Source organism: Caulobacter sp. GW821-FHT11E11, from assembly GCF_058808315.1.
In genome coordinates this window covers 205,025-223,283 of record NZ_JBXARO010000008.1, presented here as the reverse complement: position 1 = coordinate 223,283, position 18,259 = coordinate 205,025, and the positions used below count along the sequence as shown (strand labels likewise).

The following is an 18,259-nucleotide window of genomic DNA, read 5'->3' as shown; positions in this document are numbered from 1 at the left end:
ATCAGAATTTTTCGGCGGCGACCGAAGCTGACGTAAGCGCGGCCAGACGCGGCGCCGCCTGTGGTCGCCAAGCGCAGTCGTGCGCGCTAGGGTGGCGTGGGGAGGCCAGGGGGTGGACGAGGACGGGCAAGACGATAAGCGCCCGCCGCTGGGCGAATGGCATGGCTGGGCCGTGTGCCTGGCCGGCGCGGTCATGCCCACCGTGGTGCTGACCAGCATCGTCCAGGCCTTCGAGAAGACCTCGCCGGCCTTCGTTCCCGCGCTTTTCATCGGGCTTTTCATCCTGGCCGTGATCGTGATCCGGCCCTGGACGATGCGCTAGACGGGCAGGGCCGCCTGGACGGCCAAGGGCCTGGCTTCGAAACTGGACACCGTGACGCCCAACAGCCGCACGCCGGTTCGCAAGGGATAGACCGACCGGACCAGATCCTGGGCGACCAGGCGCAGGGTCGCCGCATCGGCAATGACGTCTGGCAAAGACCGGCGGCGGGTGGCCTGCTCGAAGTCGGCGTATTTGATCTTCACCGTCGCGGTGCGGCCGAAGGCCTGGGCCTTCTCGCACCAGGCGAACACCTTGTCGGCGAGGGCGGCGATCTCGGCTTCGATGCGCTCGGTATCGAGAAGATCGGTCTCGAAGGTGGTCTCCGAGCCGGACGATTTACGGGCTCGATCGGGATTAACCGGCCGCTCGTCGATCCCGCGGGCGATGCCGTAGAACCACGCGCCGCTGCTATGGAAGTGATGGACCAGGAATTCCAGGCTCTGGCGATACAGGTCCTCACCGGTCTCGATCCCCAGCGCTTTCATCTTGCGTTCGGTGACCTCGCCCACGCCGTAGAACCGGCCGATCGGCAAGGTGGCGACAAAGGCCTCACCCTGGCCCGGCGCCACCAGGAACTGGCCGTTGGGCTTGTTCTGGTCACTGGCCATCTTGGCCAGGAACTTGTTGTAGGAAATGCCCGCCGAAGCCGTCAGGCCGGTCTGCGACAAGATACGCGCGCGGATCTGGCGGGCCGTTTCCGTGGCGCTGCCGACGCTGGCCTTATCGGTGGTGACGTCGAGATAGGCCTCATCCAGCGACAGCGGCTCGATGAGGTCGGTGAAATCGGCGAAGATCTCGTGGATCTGCCGAGAGACCGCCCGATAGACCTCAAAGCGAGGCGGGACGAAGGTGAGCTGCGGGCACTTTCGCAACGCCGTCGTCGAGGGCATCGCTGAGCGGACGCCAAACTGGCGCGCCTCGTAGCTGGCGGCGGCGACGACTCCATGTCCCCAGCTATTTAGCAGTCTGTGAACAGAACGGGAACTCTACGCTTGCCGCGAACTCGGATCGGGCCGACAAAGCCCTGACTGCGGCGAGCCGCCGCAGGGGCGCGTGTGGCAAGTCGCGCCATGTTGGGCGCGAGCGGGAGGAAGTTCAGTGTCGCGTATCGAGGGTGAGTTTTTGACCCTGGCCCTGGAGGTGGGTCTCGCCGAGACCATCGCCCAAACGCTGCGCGAGATCGATCAGGCGATCGCCGAGCTTCCGCCGACCGAACCCGCAACGCGTTACCGCAAGCGCTTGGAGGATCAGCGCATCAGTCTGCGGAATCCGACCTTGCGAACAACCGCAGCGCTGGTGGTCGCGATGTGCGTGAAGGACCCGTCCCTAACGCCGAGAATTCGCAAGGCCTTCGCGCAGTTGGTCGAGCGTCATCACGACCTGATCTGGCTCTACCCCCAGCTTCCGTCCGATCCCAAGCCTGCCCAGCTTCGGCGCGCGAGCTAGCCCGGCCCGGCGTGGAGGCTCGTCGCCCGCCCAGCATGGCGCGCATGGAGGAGGGAGAGGGTTTCAGGCGCCGGTCAATCCGGCGCGACGCTTGAACGCCCGCCCGGACAGCGGCTGTTCCCAATCGGAATAGGTTATCGCAGTTGGCTGTTCTCGCCGCCGCGCCGGTTGGCGCCGCCGATGACGATGCGCTTGTCACGCCCGACCTGGCGCGCCAGGCCGATGCGAACGCCGGGAAGGGCCCGTCGCCGCGCCTCGGGAATAAGGCCCGCCGGGGCCGGGGCGCTGCCTGAGCCGCCTTGGTCCTGGACGCGAATGTGTGGCGGTGTTCACACCCCAAGCAGCGGAGACAGCAGCCGCATCGCGCCGCGCCACCGAGCGCCATGTTCAACGGCGATCAGGCACGCGCACGGGCCCTCGTCGGTGACGCGAAGGGCATGGTCGGCGCCCTTGTCGCCGCCGACGAAGTCGCCGGTTTGATGCAGGCTCCCGTCCACGACCGAGCCCATCAGCACTTGGAAATATTCCTGGCCAAGATGACGGTGGGCCGGGATCGCGGTCCCGGCCGGCGCCCGAAGGATATAGGCGCGCCAGGTGTCGCGGCGCGCGCGACGGACGGGCGCAACCCAGTAGTCGGCGCTGATAAAGCGACGGGCGTGCAGGCCCTGGCGGATAATCGCAGCGGGCAGGGGCGTGTCGCCGAGACTGGGTTTGCTGGGCGTGGGGGCGTCCAGCGCGGCGAGCGCCCGGTCCAGGGCTTCGGCGCGCAGGGGCGCGTCTGGAAGATCCGCCAACGCGCGGCCATGCACGGCCTCGAGCCGCGCTCCCTTGGCCGTGCAGGCAGGACAGCCTTCGATGTGGCTTTCGACGAGCAGGGCCGGCGCGAGAGGAAGTGTCCCTGCCGCGAAGCGCTCGATCAGTTCGGGGGAGGGATGACTCTGCAAAGCTTACTCACTGAGCGTCACCCTCAAGCGCGCCGCCGCTCGGCGCAGCCGCGACTTCACCGTCCCCAAGGGAAGATTCAGTCGCCGGGCAATCTCAGAATGGGGACTGTCGGCGTAATAGGCCAGCCTGACGACGGCAATTTGATCGTCAGGGAGCGCGTTCAGCGCGCCGTGCAGGCGTCGCGCGTCGTCGGCGCTAAGGATCTGCTCTTCAGGATCGACCGGCGGCGAGGACGGCTGGACCTCAAGGCCAGATTGCCGCGCGGCCTTGCGATACCGGTCGATCCGCAGGTTGCGGGCGATCGCGTATATCCAGCCCCAGGGCTCGCACTTGGCCGGATCGAACTGTTCGGCGCAGCGCCAGACCCGAAGGAGGGTTTCCTGGCTGAGGTCCTCGGCCTCACCGTCCTCGAAGCCATTGCGCAGGAAATAGCTCTTCAGCTTGGGCGCGAACCGTCGAAACAGCTTGGCGAAGGCCGAACGATCGCCGGTCTCGGCGATGCTGGCGATCCAGTGGCTCGGATCATCCGCGCAGGACGCGGTTGGGATGCGGTTTGGGAGCGGCATGGATCCGAGCGGCAAGGCGTCTTGGCGACGCACTGGATCATCAACCCATCACGGAGAACTCCGTTCGATTTGTGCGGAGAAATATCTTCATTTGATGTGATCCAAATTGAGTATTGCGGCGTACACAGCAAAGTATAAGTCTATTTTGGAGTGTCGAATTAACGACGTTAAGTTATTGCCGGTTAAAATAAATCAGTAGAATGATGACATATTACTGAATTGGCAGAAACCTTTATGAGGGCGCTGAGTTTGTTTGCTGTCGGCGCAAGTCGACCCCGCCCTATTCAATCCAGGAGAAATCTCAGTGCGTAATTACCTTCTGACCGGCGCGGCCGCGCTGACCTTGATCGCCGCGCCCGCCTTCGCTCAAATCAGCAGCGGCAATGGCTCGAACCTGCTGGGCCGCGGCGGCTCCAGCACCGCCCAGCAAAACAGCTCGACCAACAACTCGCAAAGCTCCAAGTCGAGCGACGCCTGGAAGAACAACGTCCAGAACCGCGAGACCAACAAGACCGGCGACAGCTGGCGCGACAGCAACACCAATCTCCGCGACACCACGCTCGGCGGCATTCACGCCGATCCGCAGATCGGCACGTACAAGGACACCTCGAGCACCAACGGATCGACCAGCAACAACGCCGGCGGCAACTCGGGCGCCAACTCGGCGTCGAACAACAGCTCCGACGCCTCGTCGAGCGGCCTGCACATCGGCGTGCCGATCAGCACCGACAGCACCACGATCGGCGGCGTCCAGCGCCAGAGCGCCAGCGGCGAAAGCCACAACAATTCGACCAAGTCGTCGAGCGACCGCAGCGCGGGCCGGTCTTCGATGACCAACCGCTCCAACAGCGGCAGCCAGCAAAACTCGTCGTCCTCGACGCCGCGTTAAGCCACGGCAGGGGCGCGGCCACGCCGCGCCCTTCCTTCCCGCAAGACCCTCTTATTTCTCTCCGCAGACTTCGACAGGCCGCTCGGAAACGAGCGGCTTTTCTTTTGCGGTGATCGGGGCGGCGCCGCCGGCATGAAAAAGCGCCCGGCCAGGGGCCAGGCGCTCGATCGCTGCGTCAGGGCCAGAGCCTACCAGACGGTCTTGAGCGACACCACGCCGCGCCAGGGACGACCATCGAGGAAGGCGATGTCGTTGGACAGCGCCTTGGCGGCCTCGACCTGAACGATGGCCTTGTCGCGCACCCGCACGCGCACGCCCGCGCCGGCCGAGCGCAGGTCGGCATGCGATCCGGCATAGCCCAAGCGGCCCTTGTACCAAACCTTGCCGCCATCGACGAACGTGTAGGCTTCAGAGCCGGCGAACCCCTTGGGCGGCTTGGCCGGGACGAAGGCCAGTTCGGCCGATCCCGCTACGCCCTTGTCGCCGGCGATTACCGACGCCTCATAACCGCGGCCAAACTCATCGCCGCCGATGGCGAACTGCTCGGTGCCGGGCAGGCGGTTTCCGGTGGTCTGGCCGGCTGCATTGAGGCGCAGGGCGCCTTGTTTGCCCAGGCTGAAGGCCGCGCCGCCCCGGACGTTGAGCTTACGGAAATCCAGCTTCGCCAGCAGCGGGTCGGTCTGCGCGCCAAGGCCGTCGATACCCTGGCTGACCGTGGCGCTGACGTACCAGAGACGCCGGTCAGTCTGGGCGCTGGTCGACAGCGCCAGACGCGCCGCGCGCGTCTTGTCGTTGGCGAAGGTGTAGCCCAGGAACGCGTTGTCGCTGTCGATCCCGTCCATGGAGATGTTGACGTAGGTGTCGCGCTCATAGCCGCGACGCAGGGGATAGGACAACTGGACGCCCCCGGACTTGGCGTGGCCCACGAGCCCGCCGACCTTGGGCCGCGTCTTCAGGTAGCCGGCGTTGACGCCCAGGGTCAGGCCATCGTCACCGAGCGGCGTGGTGTGTGAAAGCGAATAGGACTGGAAACGGTCGATGTCGGTCGGGACGGCCACCGAGAACCGTGTCTGGTCGCCAGACCGCACCAGGCTGTTGAGATAGAGGTCGGCCTGGACCTGGGTTCTGCCCAGGTAGGCCGTCCCCCGATTGTTGACCGACAGGGCCACTTGAACGGGCTTGGGCGTCAGCTTCAACTTCAACCGCACGCCGTCATCGCCGACGCCGTTCTCCAGCGCGATCTCGTTGCTCATCCCCGGCAGGTCGCGGATCAGCGAGATGTAGCGTTCGAGCGTGGCGCGGCGAAGCGGCCGATCGGCCTTGAGGCGGGCCAGGTAGCGGTCGGCCTGCGCGCGGCTCTTGGCGTTGGGCGCCTCGACCACCGTCTCGGCGATGTAGCCCTCCAGGGCGCGCAGGCGAAGGACGCCGTCCGTGAACACCTGGTCTGGCGCGACGACCGTGTAGATCGCATAGCCGCGCTGCTCGTAGGCGGCGGCCAGGGCGTTGGTGATCTTGACCAGGTCGCGCGTGTCGACGGTCTTGCCAACGAACGGCCGCCAGGCCGCTTCGATGACGGCGGGCGGCAAGGTCGAGGCCTCCAGCCGCACCTCACGCAGGACGAAGGGCGCCACGGGTGTCGAGCGGACGCGGCCGCGCGGGACCTTGGGCCCCGGCGTTGGCCGGGCGCGGGTCACGCGCGGGTTCTGGTCAGGCCGGTTTTGCGGGACCACGCGGGTCGTGCTGGTCTGGGCATGGACCGTCAGCGGCAGGGCGAGCATCGCCACCGTGGCCATCAGCAGGGAAGAGGCGCGCATGTCGTCTTTCTCAGTTGCCCAGGAGGCCCGGCAGAACCGGCGGCTTGGGGGCGGTGGGCAGCAGGGGCAGCAGGGTCTGCAGCGGCGTCGTGCCCGGCACGCCGAGCACCGGCGGCAGCAGGGGCGCGCCGCCGACCGGCGCTGTGATCGGGCCGTTTGGCGTGGTGGCCCCGACCGTGGCGTTGATCAGTGACTGGGTGGCGGCCGTGGCCGGATTCGCCACCGTGCCCACGCTCGCCGAAAGGTTTGGCGTAACGCCCAGGACATTTGGGCCGACGGCGCTCGCGCCGAGCAAGGCCGCGCGTGAACCATTCAAGGCCAGCAGCGGCCCGCCCAAGGCCGCGTTGACGTTGGCGGAGGCCAGGCCGGTCGTCAGCCCGACCGAGGTGTTCGCACCGTTCAAGAGGCCGACATTGATATCGACATCGGCGCTCGCCGCGCCGGTGCTCAACAGCGGCCGCGGGCCTGATCCGCCGGCGTTCAAGGTCGGCGGCGCCAGGTTGCGCCCGCCGGTCAGAAGCACATTGCCGCTGGCGGTCAGCAGACCCGGGGCGTCGCGCTCGAAAGCGGTGTCGGCGTAAAAGCCATCGTCTTCGGCTAAGGCTTCGCCATTGTCCGAAGCGCCTCCAGAACCGGCCACGAAACTGCCCTGGCCTGTGGCGCACGCGCCCAGGCAAAGCATGGACAGAAGGCACGCCGCCAGCGACGTGCGACGACTGACAAGAACGCCCATTTTCCAGCCTTGAACGGAGTTTATCGAGTAGGGGTAATGGCGGCTGCGATAGGCAGTTCCGCGCCCAAAAATCTTTGCGACAGGGGTGATCCAACCCCTCTAGACGATCGTATGCGCCCTCGCTCCAAGGCCTTGAGCGCACACGGCGGCCAGGCGGCGACGTCGGTCGGCGCGGCGATCCGGCGCTGGATGACCCCGCACCCGGCGAGCCCGCCTTAAGTCGCCCTTGCCCCGCGTCGCAGGTTTCGGCGCCGGGACGTGCAGACGATGGCGCGTGGAACGTCGTCGCGCGCTCATCGTTGAAGGGCCACCCCATTTGACGGAGACGCCGACCGATGGTCCGACCCACCCTGCTGGCCGCCGCCGCGCTTGCGGCCCTATCCCTCGCCGCCTGCCAGAAGAAAGACGCCGCGCCCGCGCCTGCTGATCCGGGAACGTCCAACGCCGCCGTCAACGCCGCCCAGGATGCGGCCTCGACGGCCGTCGGCTCTGCCGCGGCCGTGACCGGGCCTGCCTCGACTGACGCTTTTGTCGCCAACGCCGCCATCAGCGACATGTACGAGATCCAGGCCGGGCAGATCGCCCAGGTCAAGGGCCAGTCGGCGGCCGTCAAGGCGTTTGGCAAGCAGATGGTCACCGACCACACCGCGCTGTCCAACGCCATGAAGCCGCTGGTGATCGCCGCGGGCAAGACCGCGCCCAGCGGTCTCGACGAGCGTCGCAAGGGCCTGATCGACAACCTCAACGCCGCCGCTCCAGCCGACTTCGACAAGGTCTACGTCACCCAGCAGCAAGCCGCCCACAACGAGGCCCTGACCCTGATGCAGGGCTATGCCGACAACGGCGACGATGCAGGCCTGAAGGCTGGCGCGGCCAAGGCCCTGCCCAAGATCAAGGCCCACCTCGAACACGTCCAGGGCCTGGCTTCGGACGCTCACTAGTCTTCTTTAGAAAGGGAGCGCCCAATGGGTCTTTTCTCCAAGATCGTCGACAAGATCTTCCACCACGACAAGGCCGCGCCCGCGGCCCCAGCCCCGGTTGGCGCGGCGCCGTCCGCGCCGCAAGCGAGCGCTCCAGCGCCGCAGGCCGCCGCGCCGACCCCGGCCCCCGCGCCGGTCGACGTCGAAGCTGTCCTGGTCTCGATGGCCGAGATCGACGGTGGAGGCGGCAATTGGCGCACCTCGATCGTTGATCTCCTGAAACTCCTGAAACTCGACTCGAGCCTGGAGGCGCGCAAGGAGCTCGCCGATGAACTGGGCGTCCATGCCGGCGAGCCTGGCAGCGCCGAACAGAACATCGCCCTGCACCAGGCGGTAATGAAGAAACTGGCCGACAATGGCGGGCAGGTGCCCGACAGCCTTTACCGCTAGGTCGGCGGCGCGCTGGCCCAGGCCCTGGGCCAGCGCAGGCCGGGCTGCGGCAGGCGCAGCGCCGGGCCGGTTCGGCGACGGCAGGGGGGCGTCATGGCGGACACCATGGGCGCCGGGCCCGGACTATCTGAAACTGGAAAGGATCCCCGGCGCTTCGTCGGCGATCTCGCGCGCGAGAAAGCCCAGCGTGCCGATGGTGGCGGCCAGGCGAGCGCCGGCCTCGCCGTGGACGAAGACGCCCCAGGCCGCCGCCTCGAACGGCGCCACGCCGCGCGCCAGCAGCCCGGCGATCAATCCGCCCAGAACATCGCCCGATCCTGAGACACCGAGCCCCGGACCGCCGCCCGCATAGCGGCCGGCGCGGCCGTCGGGATGCAGGACGTGGGTGATCGCGCCCTTCATTACGACAACGGCCTGGAAGCGGCCCGCCGCCTGCCGGCCGGCCGCCAGCGGATCCTCATCGATCTTGTCCTTCTCCCAGCCCAGGAGCTTGGCCATCTCCCCGGCGTTGGGCGTGAGGATCCGGCCAGGGTGGGGAGGCGCCTGCGCGATTGCGTCGAGAGCGCCCGCGTCGACGACGACCGCCCGGCTGCTCGCGTTCTCCAGCAGCGTCTTCGCCATGCCCGCGCGGTCGTCCATCATGCCCGGACCGATCAGCAGGGCGTCGCAACGGGAGGCGTTCTTGATCACGACATCGACGGCTTCATTGCTTGCGTGTCCGGCCGCGTCCCTGGGCAAGGCCAGCACGCGCGCCTCCGGCAGCGCGACGCTCACCGCCGCGACGGCGAGCTCGGCGACGGCGACCTGCAGCTTTCCAGCGCCCGCCCGCAAGGCGGCGACGCCAGCCAGCATCGCGGCGCCAGCCAGTTCGGTCTCACCGCCGATCACCAGGACCTGCCCGCGCTCTGCCTTACCGCCATCACCCGGCCGGGGAAGGCCATGGGCGCGCATCCAGGCCGCATCGAGCGTTTCGGACGCGCTCATCGCGCCGCCACGTTGGCGTCGGGCTCGGCGGTCACAGGCGCGGCCTGCGCCTCGAGCGGCGCGGTGAAATTGTACTGCGTGAGCACAAGTTCGCCTTCAGGGCCCTTGGCAGGATCGAAGCGGTATTCGGTGACCCCGCAGTTGGCGATGTCGGCCTCTCGGTCGATGGCCAGGATCTGCGCTTCGGTCAGTCCCTCGAGCAGGTAGCGCAGGCAAAGCACGACGACCTGGTGGGCGACGATCAGGACCCGGTCTCCGCGGTGATGCAGGCTCAGCGTATCGACCACGCTGCGCAGGCGCAGGATGACGTCGCACCAGCTCTCGCCGCCTGGCGGGCGGTGATAGAACTTGCCCAGAAGGCGGCGAAATTCTGATTGTTCGGGAAACTGCGTTTCGATGCCCCGATGGGTCAGGCGGTCGAGGATGCCGAACTCCTTCTCGCGCAGCCGCTCGTCGATGCAGAACTTGCGGGTAGGCTCGGCTAGCCCCGCAGCGTCGCGGATGGCCTCGCTCGTCTGGATGGCGCGCAGGTAGGGCGAGCTCATCAGGACGCAGGGGCGCTCCTGGGCGGGCTGGCTGGCGAACCATCGCCCTAGGGCGGCGGCTTGCTCATGGCCCAAGTCGCTGAGCGCCACGTCCATGTCACGGTCGGCGATGTCGATGCGGCTCATCCCGGCCGCATCGGCCGCGTCGCGGGCGACATTGCCCGCGCTTTGGCCGTGACGGACGATCCACAATCGGCTTGGCCAGCGCTGTTCCATGCCTGGATCAACTCGCGATCGCCCCACTTAGTTCTGCGTCTTGCGTCCCGGCGGCTCGGAACCAACCCCAGACAGCATCCGCTTGATGGAGGTCCGCTGCGTAGCGTTCCGGCGGACGGGAGCCGGCCCGCCGCCGTCCTCTATCGAGCGCGGGCCGGCGACGTCTCGCGCCCGTTCAGGGACCACCATGGCCAAGAGATCGTCCCGCCCCCAGCCGGCGACGCCGAGCCTGTTCGACGATGATCCCGGGTTCGTGGCGAGCAGCGCCAGCCCGGACGACATCGCCGCCCGCCGCGAACGCTTCTGCCGCCACGCCGCCGCGGCCAGTCGCGTTGCCACCTACGAGTTTCATTTCCCGCCCGGCGCGTTGGCGCGCACGCTCAATGATCCGGCCGTCTTGCGCAGTGCGCGTGACCAGCTGCACGTCGTTGTCTCGATGACCGGCGGAGCGCTGGGTAAGTTCCCTAGCGGGCTCAGCGCCCGCGTGCCGACTGCCGCCGCCGTTCGCTTTGAGGCCCTGGCGCGGCTGGTGATCGAGGATTTCCTTGTCGGCTACGACAGAGGCGACGCCGCTAGCCCGCCCTCGGATAGATAGCGACTTCGGACGGCCCGGGCTGCCCGGTGAGCTCGGGCGAGTCCATCAATTGAAGGGCGCGTTGGTCCCGAAGTCTTCCCATGGAACCGCGCGGCGGGTTGGGTGGCTATGTCAGGCGAATGGAGCCGCCGATGCCCGACGACAAAACCGACCGTGGGCCCCCGGACCGCAGCCGCGTCAGCCTCAGCCAGGACGACGAGGTGCGCTTCTGGACCGCTGAACTCGGCGTAACGCGCGAAATCCTCGGGGAAGCGGTCGCCGCAGCGGGCCCCAGCATCGAGAAGGTTCGGCAGTATCTGGCGAGCGGAAGCTAGGGATGGCCCTGGCTCACCCCCGCTCGCGACGCCACCAAGGGCGCACAGGCGCGGGCGCGGGCCATGCCCTGCACGGGCCACTTGCCCAAACTGACAGCCGGTGACCGCGCCATTCGTATCGGGTGCGCACGACCACGCTCGTCGTCCTCGTCTCTAACGCCATCGGAATCCATCCATGCTCCGGACGACCCTTGCGCCCGACCGCCAAGCCAAGATGGAAGAGGAGGCCCAGCGACGTTCTTCGTCGCGCCTGGACCTATCTTCGGCGGCGACAGCACGCGATCACGGCCCAGCGCGACCCATATGGCCCTCTCACGGTCGGTGAGCTGATCCTGCAGCTTCCTCGCTTCGATCCCGACATGCGAGTCGTCATGCCTGGAGAAGTGCAGGTCTGGACGGAAGTCCATGAGGCCCACCTGGACATATTCGCGCCGGAAAGGACGAGTCCCCAGACCCTTGAGATCGCCGACGACGGCGACCCAGACGCCATCTTGATGGTCCGGCTATTTGGGTCTCCAGACCACGACTGATTTTGGCCGGGCCAGAGGCGAGCCTGCCGGCGCGATGGCCATTTGCGCGCTCGCCGGATCAAGGCGCGGCAAGGTGAGAGGCTTAACCGTCACGACGGCAAATCACGCAGACTGCGCGAGCGCTCGACTCGGCTTTGCCAATGTCGCGTTCCGGAGGTACGCCAACGCCAGCAATTGGCGCCATCCAGCCGACCACCAGACCTTGGAGTCGGCAGGGGGAGGGTGGTTGTCGGACCTTGGCGGCCTTTTCGGAGCAGTTATGCTGCCGGCCATGATGAAAGTCGCGCCAGCCTATCTCGACAGCATATTCGAAGCCGCAGACTACGATGGCCTTGCCTGGATCTCATCAATGATCTGTGCGGCAGACAGCTTCCAGCCCAGGCATGCGACCTATGGCATTTCGCAGCCTCTCTTTGTGCTTGTCGAAGGGCTCTTGTGGTTCGCTCAAGGCGCTCGCTCTGGCGTTTGCACATATTTTGAAGCGACGCCCGTGCAGCGTCGGCAAGCCATGTTGCACGCCCTTGACCATGAGGCGGCGCCGGATGGCTTTTTGGCCAACTACAGGTTCGGGGCAGAAGCGTGCGAGGATCCCGCGCAAGCGTCGAGCCTCAACAACTGGATCGACCGAAACGACGACGCCAACACCAAATATCTGTGGGGCCTGGCGCGGTTGCACCGGTCCGAGATTGAAGCTCTTGTCGCTGAGAGCTGACCTTCGAACTGTCCGTCTTGGGACGTGAACGGTCATGGCGCCGGCGCTGGAACAAGCCCGACCGACGTCGGCACTTCGGGCTGGCGCCAACGACCGTTCCCGGCCCTGTGCCGTCCTTGGGAGAGCCCACTATTCAGGCGACCCAGAGGCACACCAAGACAGCTACGGCGATGACTTCTGTGGGCATGCCACCGCCGTCAGCAGAGGTTCGCCAATCTGACTAGACTTGCTGAGCGTGACCCGGTCACGTTCGATGATCGCCTCCAGCCAGTCCAACGATGAGCCCCACGGCGCCAGGCCGCGAGCGTCGGCGGCGGCGCGGCCATAGGGCCGCGCCGCCGCATAGGCCGTGAGCTTCCAGTCGTCCTCAGTGAGATCGGGCGAGAGCGCTAGGCGGGTCATCCAGTCGCGGTCCAGGTCGTCGCCATACTGGGCGAACGTCGCCACGACTAGTTTGCGGCGTTCGGGACTCTGGCAGATCACCTTAGCCAGCAGGGCGTCGCGGACCTCACCGAAGCCCAGCACCGCGACCTGTACGGGCAGCGCAGCCGGATCGGTGTCGGTGTCCGGCTCGGCCTTGGCCCAGGCCGCGCGCTTGGCTTCATCGGTCAGCTCCCCCTTGGCCCAATCCATCACCGCCTGATCATGGTTCGCCGCCAGAATACGGGTGCGCTCGGGACTTACGCGGTAGTCGATCGAAGGAATCGCCGCGACTGCATTGCTGTAGGCGCCGCCGTAGCCGACATCGCCACGACCGCGCATGAATCGGATCAGGTCAAGCGCCAGAAGGGGCCAAGCGGCCGCGACATAGGGATCGGAGCGCCAACGGGCGGTGGAGTCGTCCTCGCTGTAATCGGGCCCCTGCTGGACCGCGCCGATGGTCGTCAGGAGCTCGCCAGCGTCCTCGGGCGTGGCGCGCGCCAGCGCCGCCAAGGCTCGAGTCTCAATCAGGCCGTAAGCTCGGCGGTATTGACCGTTGTTAGCCATGAACATGATGGCCGCCTCCAGATCGGCGATTGTGATCGACGGCCGCTGCAGCAACTCGTCGAACACCGGCGCGGCGGCGGCATGCTGTTCGCTGGCGAGCACTGTGAGCAGCAGGTCGCGATACTTCCGGGCCCGCTCCGCTCTAAACGGGGCCGGCGCGAGTAGGCTGGCGAAGGCGGCGTCGGGCGTCTTGAAGTCGCGCTCATCCATCACGTAGCGGGGCGTGCGGCCCGCTTCGACGGCGCGATAGGCCTCCACGAGGTCGGAAGTGGGTTTGGTCGGTGAGACCGCCACCAGATAGCGCATGGCATCGATGGCCTCAGCGTCGCGGACGGCGGAGCGAGGCTGGGCCATCAGGGTCTTCAGCCGCTGCATCATCGCCGCGGACCACCGCTCTGGTGGTCGGCTGGTCTGGATGGAGAGATAAGCGCGCACGGTCTTCATCCAGGCCGAGGCCTCGCCCGCATAGTCTTCGGCCACGGGTGTGAACGGCGGGTCCGCGACGCGATAGGCCCCGTCCGAGCCCCGATCCAGGAAGAGCACGTAGCGCGAGCCGGCGGTGAAGGTTTGACGGATGCATGCGCCCGTCATGCTATCGGGGTGCGGTTCGCCAACGGCTTTGGGGTCGCTGGGCGCGACTTTACCGATGACGCCCCAGGGTTCAATCCGGTGGGGCAGGGGTCCCTTGATCGAAAAATCCGCCTGGAACGTCGCGGCTCGGCCGCGACCATAATCCAGCGGCCCGCCAGAGCCGGCGCGGGCCACCACGACCGCGTCGGCGATCTGCAACAGTTCGAAGCTGGTCGGACGGATGTAGCCTGAGACCGGGGAACAGGCCCAGGCCGCGGCCGGCGCGCCAAGGACCATGACGAGGCAAGGCCGGCGAGCGGAGTGGAAAGCTTGGCGATGTTCATGAGCCAGATTGGGCGGATCCAGCGCGAGCGATCAAGCGCCCCCGTATAGCGAGAAAGAGCCTTCGAATTTCGGCAGACTCAAGAGCGAAGGGAGCTCAATTGGCAGCGGAGACCACCATCTTAAGCTCATGGTGGGAGCTATCCAGCTAAAGAACTCCAATTTCCAAACTACCTCTAGTTACGCAGATCAATCTTTAGTAGCAATTCAATATCGGTGTTGCCTGTTGAGTTGACGACAATGAGTTTGAGATGGGCGTCGAGCCTTCTTTCGCCCGCGCTTCGCCGGGTCGCGTCGGGGGCCTATCTTGATTTGTTGGGACTGCCTGATCGGGTCAGAAAACCGGACCGCTGGCAGGAGCCTTGGCAGATCGTCCACAATGTCGGCGGCGGGGACTTCTCGGCGGCTGGCCGTCAGAACCTCGAACTTTTGATCGAGCACGCGGGTCTGGCACCGTCCATGCGCGTTCTCGATATCGGCTGTGGCACGGGCCGAATGGCTATGCCGCTTCTGAATTTTCTCGACAAAGGATCTGGCTATGTCGGCTTTGACGTGTCGCTCGCGGCTATCAAAGCTTGCCAACGACGGGTCGGCGCCCGGCGATCCGACTTTCGCTTCGTCCACGTCGATGTTCGAAACACCGAATATCGGTCTTCCGGTGCTATTGAAGAAACCGAACTTGTCTTTCCTGCGACGGACAACGAAATCGACGTTGCCATGGCGATATCTGTTTTCAGCCATATGCGGCTCCCACCCATCCGCCACTACCTCAGGGAGACCTATCGGCTACTCAAGCCTGGCGGCCGGTTCATGTTCACTGCCTTCGCGCTGACGCCCGAACGCGTGGCCATGATCGACGAGGGCTGTTCGAACCTAGGTTTCAGACCTTGGCAACAGGGATCAATGGTGATGGACGTCCGATCGCCGGAGCGCGCGATCGCCCATCCGCTTGACGCGCTAGAGTCCGCAGTGCTGCAGGCTGGCTTCAGCCTGCCCAAGAGCGTTTTGTACGGATGTTGGCTGCCGCCTAGCCGATACGCGGGTGGCCAGGATCTTTTCGTGGCGGTCAAGCCGCCTACCGATTCCTCACCGAATTGAAGTCGCTTTTGCCATCGCCGTAGATGAAGCTATCGCGATAGCTTCATGACCAATCCCTTTGAGGCTCTTTTCCGCCGTCAATGACGTCAGCGACGTCCGCAACCGGGCAGTTCGTCAAATGTCCGGTTTCAGGGCGCGGGACTGATTTCCCATCCCGACCCTGCGCGGACGTCATGATGGTCAGTTCTGAAGTTCGAGCCCGGGCTTTAGGTGATTAAGCCGCTCCATCACAGCCTGCGTTCCGCCAATCAAGCCCAATCGCCCGATATCGATCGGCTTCCCGCTATTCAATTTGAGCAGAAGCATCCCGCCTTTCGCCTCAATACCTTTCAGCGCGGAGAACGGAACGTTTCGTGCCGGGAGAGCTGCTACGACAAGCCTGTCGCCTTTCAGCGCTATGCATACGAACCGGTGACGAGCCAGGATAACGAAATGGGTCAGCACACAGATGATCAATAGCGGGCTAGCGACGTAAGCCGCCACGATCCAGAGCCATAGGCGCTTGGCCATCCAAGGTCGTTCTGACGTATCGAACCCGTTGTGCACCGAGAACAGGATAAAGCCAGCAGCTAACGCGATCAGGCAAAACGATGCCGCACCAACTGCCCAAGGGGCCTTTCGCGCAATGACAACGGGATCGCTCATTGCGGCCAAGCTATCGCCAACGCTGAGGCTAGCCAATGGCTGCTTTCCACCCTCAACCGACATCGCCGTCGGCGGCTTCGCGCGCACGCCTTTCGGTCGACACGGATCGTCATCGATGGCGACGAGATTGCGCTTCAGATCGCCAGCGCCCACTCAGAGTTCTCACAGGCCTTACGTATCAGCGCACGCTTTTCTACGAAATTCTGCCCGGCGTTACCTGGGCGCGCTTGCCGGGTTTTCCCCGCAAGCGGCTTTGGCGTCATCGCGCTTGCGGGCCATGGCCGCCGAGACGCTATCGGCCGCTTTACGCACGCCTTCGTAGACGCGCTCGTCGAGTTCATTCATGCGGCGTGTGAAGGCCGAGTCCGGACCAATGCTATCATTGATCCGGCGGCCCAAGGCGCTCAGCTCGTCTTGCAGGCGCTGGCCGAAAGCGTCGAAATCGCCGTGAGCCTGGGCGCTCTCGCCAAGGCTCACGCGCACAGCCTTGGCGATGTAGCCCGAGCGGGTCATCCCGCCCGCCGAGGCGGCCGCGTCCAGGCGCTGCACGAGGCGCTCGCCCAGCGAGATGTTCACGCGGATGGGCGGATCGTCGACGGTGACGTCGATGGGGATGGGCATGACGCCCGGCTGCGGCGCGATCTGTTCGATCGGCGTGGGCGCGGGCCAGGCGTCGCCGGCCGCCTCCAAAGCCTCCAGTCGTCCCACCAGGCTTTGCCGGGCGGTGTTCAGAAGCTCGGCGAGCCCTGCGCCCGTGACGGTGCAATCGGGCAGGTCGTGGAAGTGCGCGGTGTAGCCATCGGCTTGGCCGCCGGAGACGAGTGCGACGTAAATCACCGTGGTCATGACCCCAATCCTTCAATGGATAGACCTTTTGAAGATTGTGTAGTTTTGCGCAATTTCAAGGCCTAGGGGGAACTCGCTGTGTGCGAGGGCTTTCTTCCTTGCCGCTGGGCAATGAAGGCGTTTTCCAATGTCTATTCTCGCATGGCTCGTCGTGGGCCTGATCGCCGGCTTTCTGGCCAAGGTCATCAACAAGGCCGGCTCGGGCCTGGTCATGGACATCGTCCTGGGGATCGTCGGCGCCTTGGTGGGCGGCTTCATCTTCAACGCCATCGGCCATTCGGCGCCCACCGGCATCAATCTCTACAGCATCTTCGTGGCGTTCATCGGCGCGGTCGTCGTGCTGCTGATCTTTCACCTGATCTTCCGCCGGCGCGCGATCTAGACGTCGTCTCGCTAGCGTCGCGTCTCGCTTAGAGACCAAAGCGGCCGCCGGGTTACCGGCGGCCGTACGCGTGTCACGGCCGGTAATGACACAGACGGCTCGGGCGGGGGAGCTTCTGGCGAGGCGTCAGCCGCGAACAGGGCCTTCGAGCCTACTCCAGGATCCCCACGAAAGACGTGATCACGCGTGATGAGGCGAATGTTGCGCCGCAGCATTATATTGCACTACGGCATTCAGCTGCCTCGATCGGATGATGTTATGACAGGCCTAGCTGAAACGACCGCGATGCTGGCGCGGCTGCGCAAGGGCTCGGCCTTCACGTCTGGAGCAGGGGGCGGAGCCTTGGCGCGGACGGAAGCGTTCGGCGCCAATCCCGGTCAGCTGACGATGCTCAGTTATCGTCCTGAACGGCTGGCGGCGGGCGCGCCGTTGGTTGTGGTTCTCCATGGTTGCACCCAGACCGCCGAGGCCTACGCCGTCAATGCCGGCTGGACGGACCTGGCCGATAGGTTCGGATTCATGGTCCTGGCGCCGGAGCAGACGGCGTCCAACAATCCCAATCGCTGCTTCAACTGGTTCTCGCCCGGTGATGTCCAGCACGGGGGAGGGGAGGCCGCATCGATCGCGGCGATGGTGAGCCACGCGGTGAAAACCCACGACCTGGACGCCGACCGCGTCTTTGTCACCGGTCTGTCGGCGGGCGGCGCAATGGCGGCGGTGATGTTGGCGGTCTATCCCGAGGTCTTCGCGGGCGGCGCGGTGATCGCTGGCATCCCCTACGGCGTCGCGACGAACGTCCAGCAAGCCTTGGGCGTAATGAGCCGCGCCGATGGCCGAGCTCAAGCGGCCCTCGGCGCTCTTGTGCCGCGGCGGGCGGACGGCGGCGGCTTTCCACCGCTGTCGATCTGGCATGGCGACGCCGACGCGGTTGTACGGCCCAGCAACGCCGACAGTCTGGCCCAGCAATGGGCCGCGCTGCACGGCTTGCCAGTCGCGCCGCATCGCGTCCAACCCATGGCGTATGGAACGCGCTCGACCTGGCGCTCGGCTAACGGCGAAGCCATGCTGGAGCTGAACCGCGTGCGAGGCCTCGGCCACGGGACGCCGCTGTCGACCAAGGCCCCAGGCGACGTCGGCAAGGTCGCGCCCTACATGCTGGAGGCGGGCGTCTCCTCGTCGCTGGAAATCGCCAGGTTCTGGAAGATCGACACCCCGCGCGCTACGCGGGCCGGCGTCCCGCCGCCCATGCCGCTGGAACCGTCGCGCACGCCGACGTCCGACGCCGTCGGACAGGCCAGCCTCGGACAAGGGGTCATGCAGGCGCTGGGTCAGGTCCCGACCGGTGTTCAGGACGTCATCGCCAAGGCGCTGCGCGCGGCCGGTCTGCTGAAATAGAGCCCGCCGTACG

21 protein-coding genes are annotated in these 18,259 nt (G+C 66.0%); 11 read left to right on the top strand and 10 right to left on the bottom strand.

Annotation, left to right across the window (positions count from 1 at the left end; translation table 11 throughout):
* Window positions 1-112 precede the first annotated feature (112 nt).
* The gene (locus AC1RR5_RS20630; RefSeq protein ID WP_492924530.1) at window positions 113-322 is read left to right on the top strand and encodes a hypothetical protein; all 210 of its coding nucleotides are present in this window, start codon (window positions 113-115) and stop codon (window positions 320-322) included.
* On the opposite strand, the gene dinB is transcribed toward AC1RR5_RS20630, so the two are convergent.
* The gene (dinB, locus tag AC1RR5_RS20625; RefSeq protein WP_492924773.1) at window positions 319-1,287 is read right to left on the bottom strand and encodes a DNA polymerase IV; all 969 of its coding nucleotides are present in this window, start codon (window positions 1,285-1,287) and stop codon (window positions 319-321) included. The genes AC1RR5_RS20630 and dinB overlap by 4 nt on opposite strands.
* A gap of 133 nt (window positions 1,288-1,420) precedes the next feature.
* Here dinB and AC1RR5_RS20620 point away from each other — a divergent pair, with 133 nt between their 5' ends.
* Complete coding sequence (locus AC1RR5_RS20620) at window positions 1,421-1,768, top strand: hypothetical protein (protein ID WP_492924528.1); 348 nt, start codon at window positions 1,421-1,423, stop codon at window positions 1,766-1,768.
* A gap of 329 nt (window positions 1,769-2,097) precedes the next feature.
* On the opposite strand, the gene AC1RR5_RS20615 is transcribed toward AC1RR5_RS20620, so the two are convergent.
* Together AC1RR5_RS20615 and AC1RR5_RS20610 are read right to left on the bottom strand one after the other, a co-directional pair.
* Entirely contained in the window at window positions 2,098-2,712 is a 615-nt protein-coding gene (locus tag AC1RR5_RS20615) for a cupin domain-containing protein (protein WP_492924526.1), read from the bottom strand.
* Window positions 2,713-2,715: 3 nt separating this feature from the next.
* A complete protein-coding gene (locus tag AC1RR5_RS20610; protein ID WP_492924524.1) occupies window positions 2,716-3,312 on the bottom strand; it encodes a sigma-70 family RNA polymerase sigma factor in 597 nt (198 codons plus the stop codon).
* Between the two features lie 271 nt (window positions 3,313-3,583).
* Here AC1RR5_RS20610 and AC1RR5_RS20605 point away from each other — a divergent pair, with 271 nt between their 5' ends.
* Window positions 3,584-4,168 carry a hypothetical protein gene (locus tag AC1RR5_RS20605; protein WP_492924522.1) on the top strand — a complete coding sequence of 195 codons (585 nt, stop codon included), beginning with the start codon at window positions 3,584-3,586 and terminating at the stop codon, window positions 4,166-4,168.
* Between the two features lie 188 nt (window positions 4,169-4,356).
* Here AC1RR5_RS20605 and AC1RR5_RS20600 read toward each other — a convergent pair whose 3' ends face one another.
* Both AC1RR5_RS20600 and AC1RR5_RS20595 read right to left on the bottom strand, forming a co-directional pair.
* Window positions 4,357-5,982 (bottom strand): ShlB/FhaC/HecB family hemolysin secretion/activation protein, encoded by a 1,626-nt coding sequence (locus AC1RR5_RS20600; RefSeq protein ID WP_492924520.1) that lies wholly within the window; start codon window positions 5,980-5,982, stop codon window positions 4,357-4,359.
* Window positions 5,983-5,992: 10 nt separating this feature from the next.
* Entirely contained in the window at window positions 5,993-6,622 is a 630-nt protein-coding gene (locus tag AC1RR5_RS20595; RefSeq protein ID WP_492924518.1) for a hypothetical protein, read from the bottom strand.
* A gap of 428 nt (window positions 6,623-7,050) precedes the next feature.
* On the opposite strand from AC1RR5_RS20595, the gene AC1RR5_RS20590 reads away from it, so the two are divergent.
* Both AC1RR5_RS20590 and AC1RR5_RS20585 read left to right on the top strand, forming a co-directional pair.
* Entirely contained in the window at window positions 7,051-7,656 is a 606-nt protein-coding gene (locus AC1RR5_RS20590) for a DUF4142 domain-containing protein (protein WP_492924516.1), read from the top strand.
* Between the two features lie 24 nt (window positions 7,657-7,680).
* Window positions 7,681-8,085: a DUF3597 domain-containing protein gene (locus AC1RR5_RS20585; RefSeq protein ID WP_492924514.1), complete on the top strand. Its 405-nt coding sequence runs from the start codon at window positions 7,681-7,683 to the stop codon at window positions 8,083-8,085.
* 123 nt (window positions 8,086-8,208) lie between these two features.
* On the opposite strand, the gene AC1RR5_RS20580 is transcribed toward AC1RR5_RS20585, so the two are convergent.
* Together AC1RR5_RS20580 and AC1RR5_RS20575 are read right to left on the bottom strand one after the other, a co-directional pair.
* A complete protein-coding gene (locus AC1RR5_RS20580; protein WP_492924512.1) occupies window positions 8,209-9,069 on the bottom strand; it encodes an NAD(P)H-hydrate dehydratase in 861 nt (286 codons plus the stop codon).
* The gene (locus tag AC1RR5_RS20575) at window positions 9,066-9,830 is read right to left on the bottom strand and encodes a histidine phosphatase family protein (protein ID WP_492924510.1); all 765 of its coding nucleotides are present in this window, start codon (window positions 9,828-9,830) and stop codon (window positions 9,066-9,068) included. Before AC1RR5_RS20575 ends, AC1RR5_RS20580 begins: the two co-directional genes overlap by 4 nt.
* A 187-nt stretch (window positions 9,831-10,017) precedes the next feature.
* On the opposite strand from AC1RR5_RS20575, the gene AC1RR5_RS20570 reads away from it, so the two are divergent.
* The 3 genes from AC1RR5_RS20570 to AC1RR5_RS20560 all read left to right on the top strand — a co-directional run bounded on the left by AC1RR5_RS20570 (window position 10,018) and on the right by AC1RR5_RS20560 (window position 11,981).
* Window positions 10,018-10,425, top strand: coding sequence for a hypothetical protein (locus tag AC1RR5_RS20570; protein WP_492924508.1), 408 nt, complete (start codon window positions 10,018-10,020; stop codon window positions 10,423-10,425).
* A 131-nt stretch (window positions 10,426-10,556) separates the two neighbouring features.
* A complete protein-coding gene (locus AC1RR5_RS20565) occupies window positions 10,557-10,739 on the top strand; it encodes a DUF3606 domain-containing protein (protein WP_492924506.1) in 183 nt (60 codons plus the stop codon).
* A gap of 789 nt (window positions 10,740-11,528) precedes the next feature.
* The gene (locus AC1RR5_RS20560; RefSeq protein WP_492924504.1) at window positions 11,529-11,981 is read left to right on the top strand and encodes a hypothetical protein; all 453 of its coding nucleotides are present in this window, start codon (window positions 11,529-11,531) and stop codon (window positions 11,979-11,981) included.
* A 162-nt stretch (window positions 11,982-12,143) separates the two neighbouring features.
* On the opposite strand, the gene AC1RR5_RS20555 is transcribed toward AC1RR5_RS20560, so the two are convergent.
* Window positions 12,144-13,757 carry a hypothetical protein gene (locus tag AC1RR5_RS20555; protein WP_492924502.1) on the bottom strand — a complete coding sequence of 538 codons (1,614 nt, stop codon included), beginning with the start codon at window positions 13,755-13,757 and terminating at the stop codon, window positions 12,144-12,146.
* A gap of 363 nt (window positions 13,758-14,120) precedes the next feature.
* On the opposite strand from AC1RR5_RS20555, the gene AC1RR5_RS20550 reads away from it, so the two are divergent.
* Window positions 14,121-14,978, top strand: coding sequence for a class I SAM-dependent methyltransferase (locus AC1RR5_RS20550; RefSeq protein ID WP_492924500.1), 858 nt, complete (start codon window positions 14,121-14,123; stop codon window positions 14,976-14,978).
* A 180-nt stretch (window positions 14,979-15,158) separates the two neighbouring features.
* On the opposite strand, the gene AC1RR5_RS20545 is transcribed toward AC1RR5_RS20550, so the two are convergent.
* A complete protein-coding gene (locus tag AC1RR5_RS20545; RefSeq protein ID WP_492924498.1) occupies window positions 15,159-15,776 on the bottom strand; it encodes a hypothetical protein in 618 nt (205 codons plus the stop codon).
* Window positions 15,777-15,836: 60 nt separating this feature from the next.
* Window positions 15,837-16,469, bottom strand: coding sequence for a type II toxin-antitoxin system HicB family antitoxin (locus AC1RR5_RS20540; RefSeq protein ID WP_492924496.1), 633 nt, complete (start codon window positions 16,467-16,469; stop codon window positions 15,837-15,839).
* Between the two features lie 127 nt (window positions 16,470-16,596).
* Here AC1RR5_RS20540 and AC1RR5_RS20535 point away from each other — a divergent pair, with 127 nt between their 5' ends.
* Together AC1RR5_RS20535 and AC1RR5_RS20530 are read left to right on the top strand one after the other, a co-directional pair.
* A complete protein-coding gene (locus AC1RR5_RS20535) occupies window positions 16,597-16,851 on the top strand; it encodes a GlsB/YeaQ/YmgE family stress response membrane protein (RefSeq protein ID WP_492924494.1) in 255 nt (84 codons plus the stop codon).
* A gap of 258 nt (window positions 16,852-17,109) precedes the next feature.
* Complete coding sequence (locus AC1RR5_RS20530) at window positions 17,110-18,246, top strand: extracellular catalytic domain type 1 short-chain-length polyhydroxyalkanoate depolymerase (protein ID WP_492924492.1); 1,137 nt, start codon at window positions 17,110-17,112, stop codon at window positions 18,244-18,246.
* Window positions 18,247-18,259 lie beyond the last annotated feature (13 nt).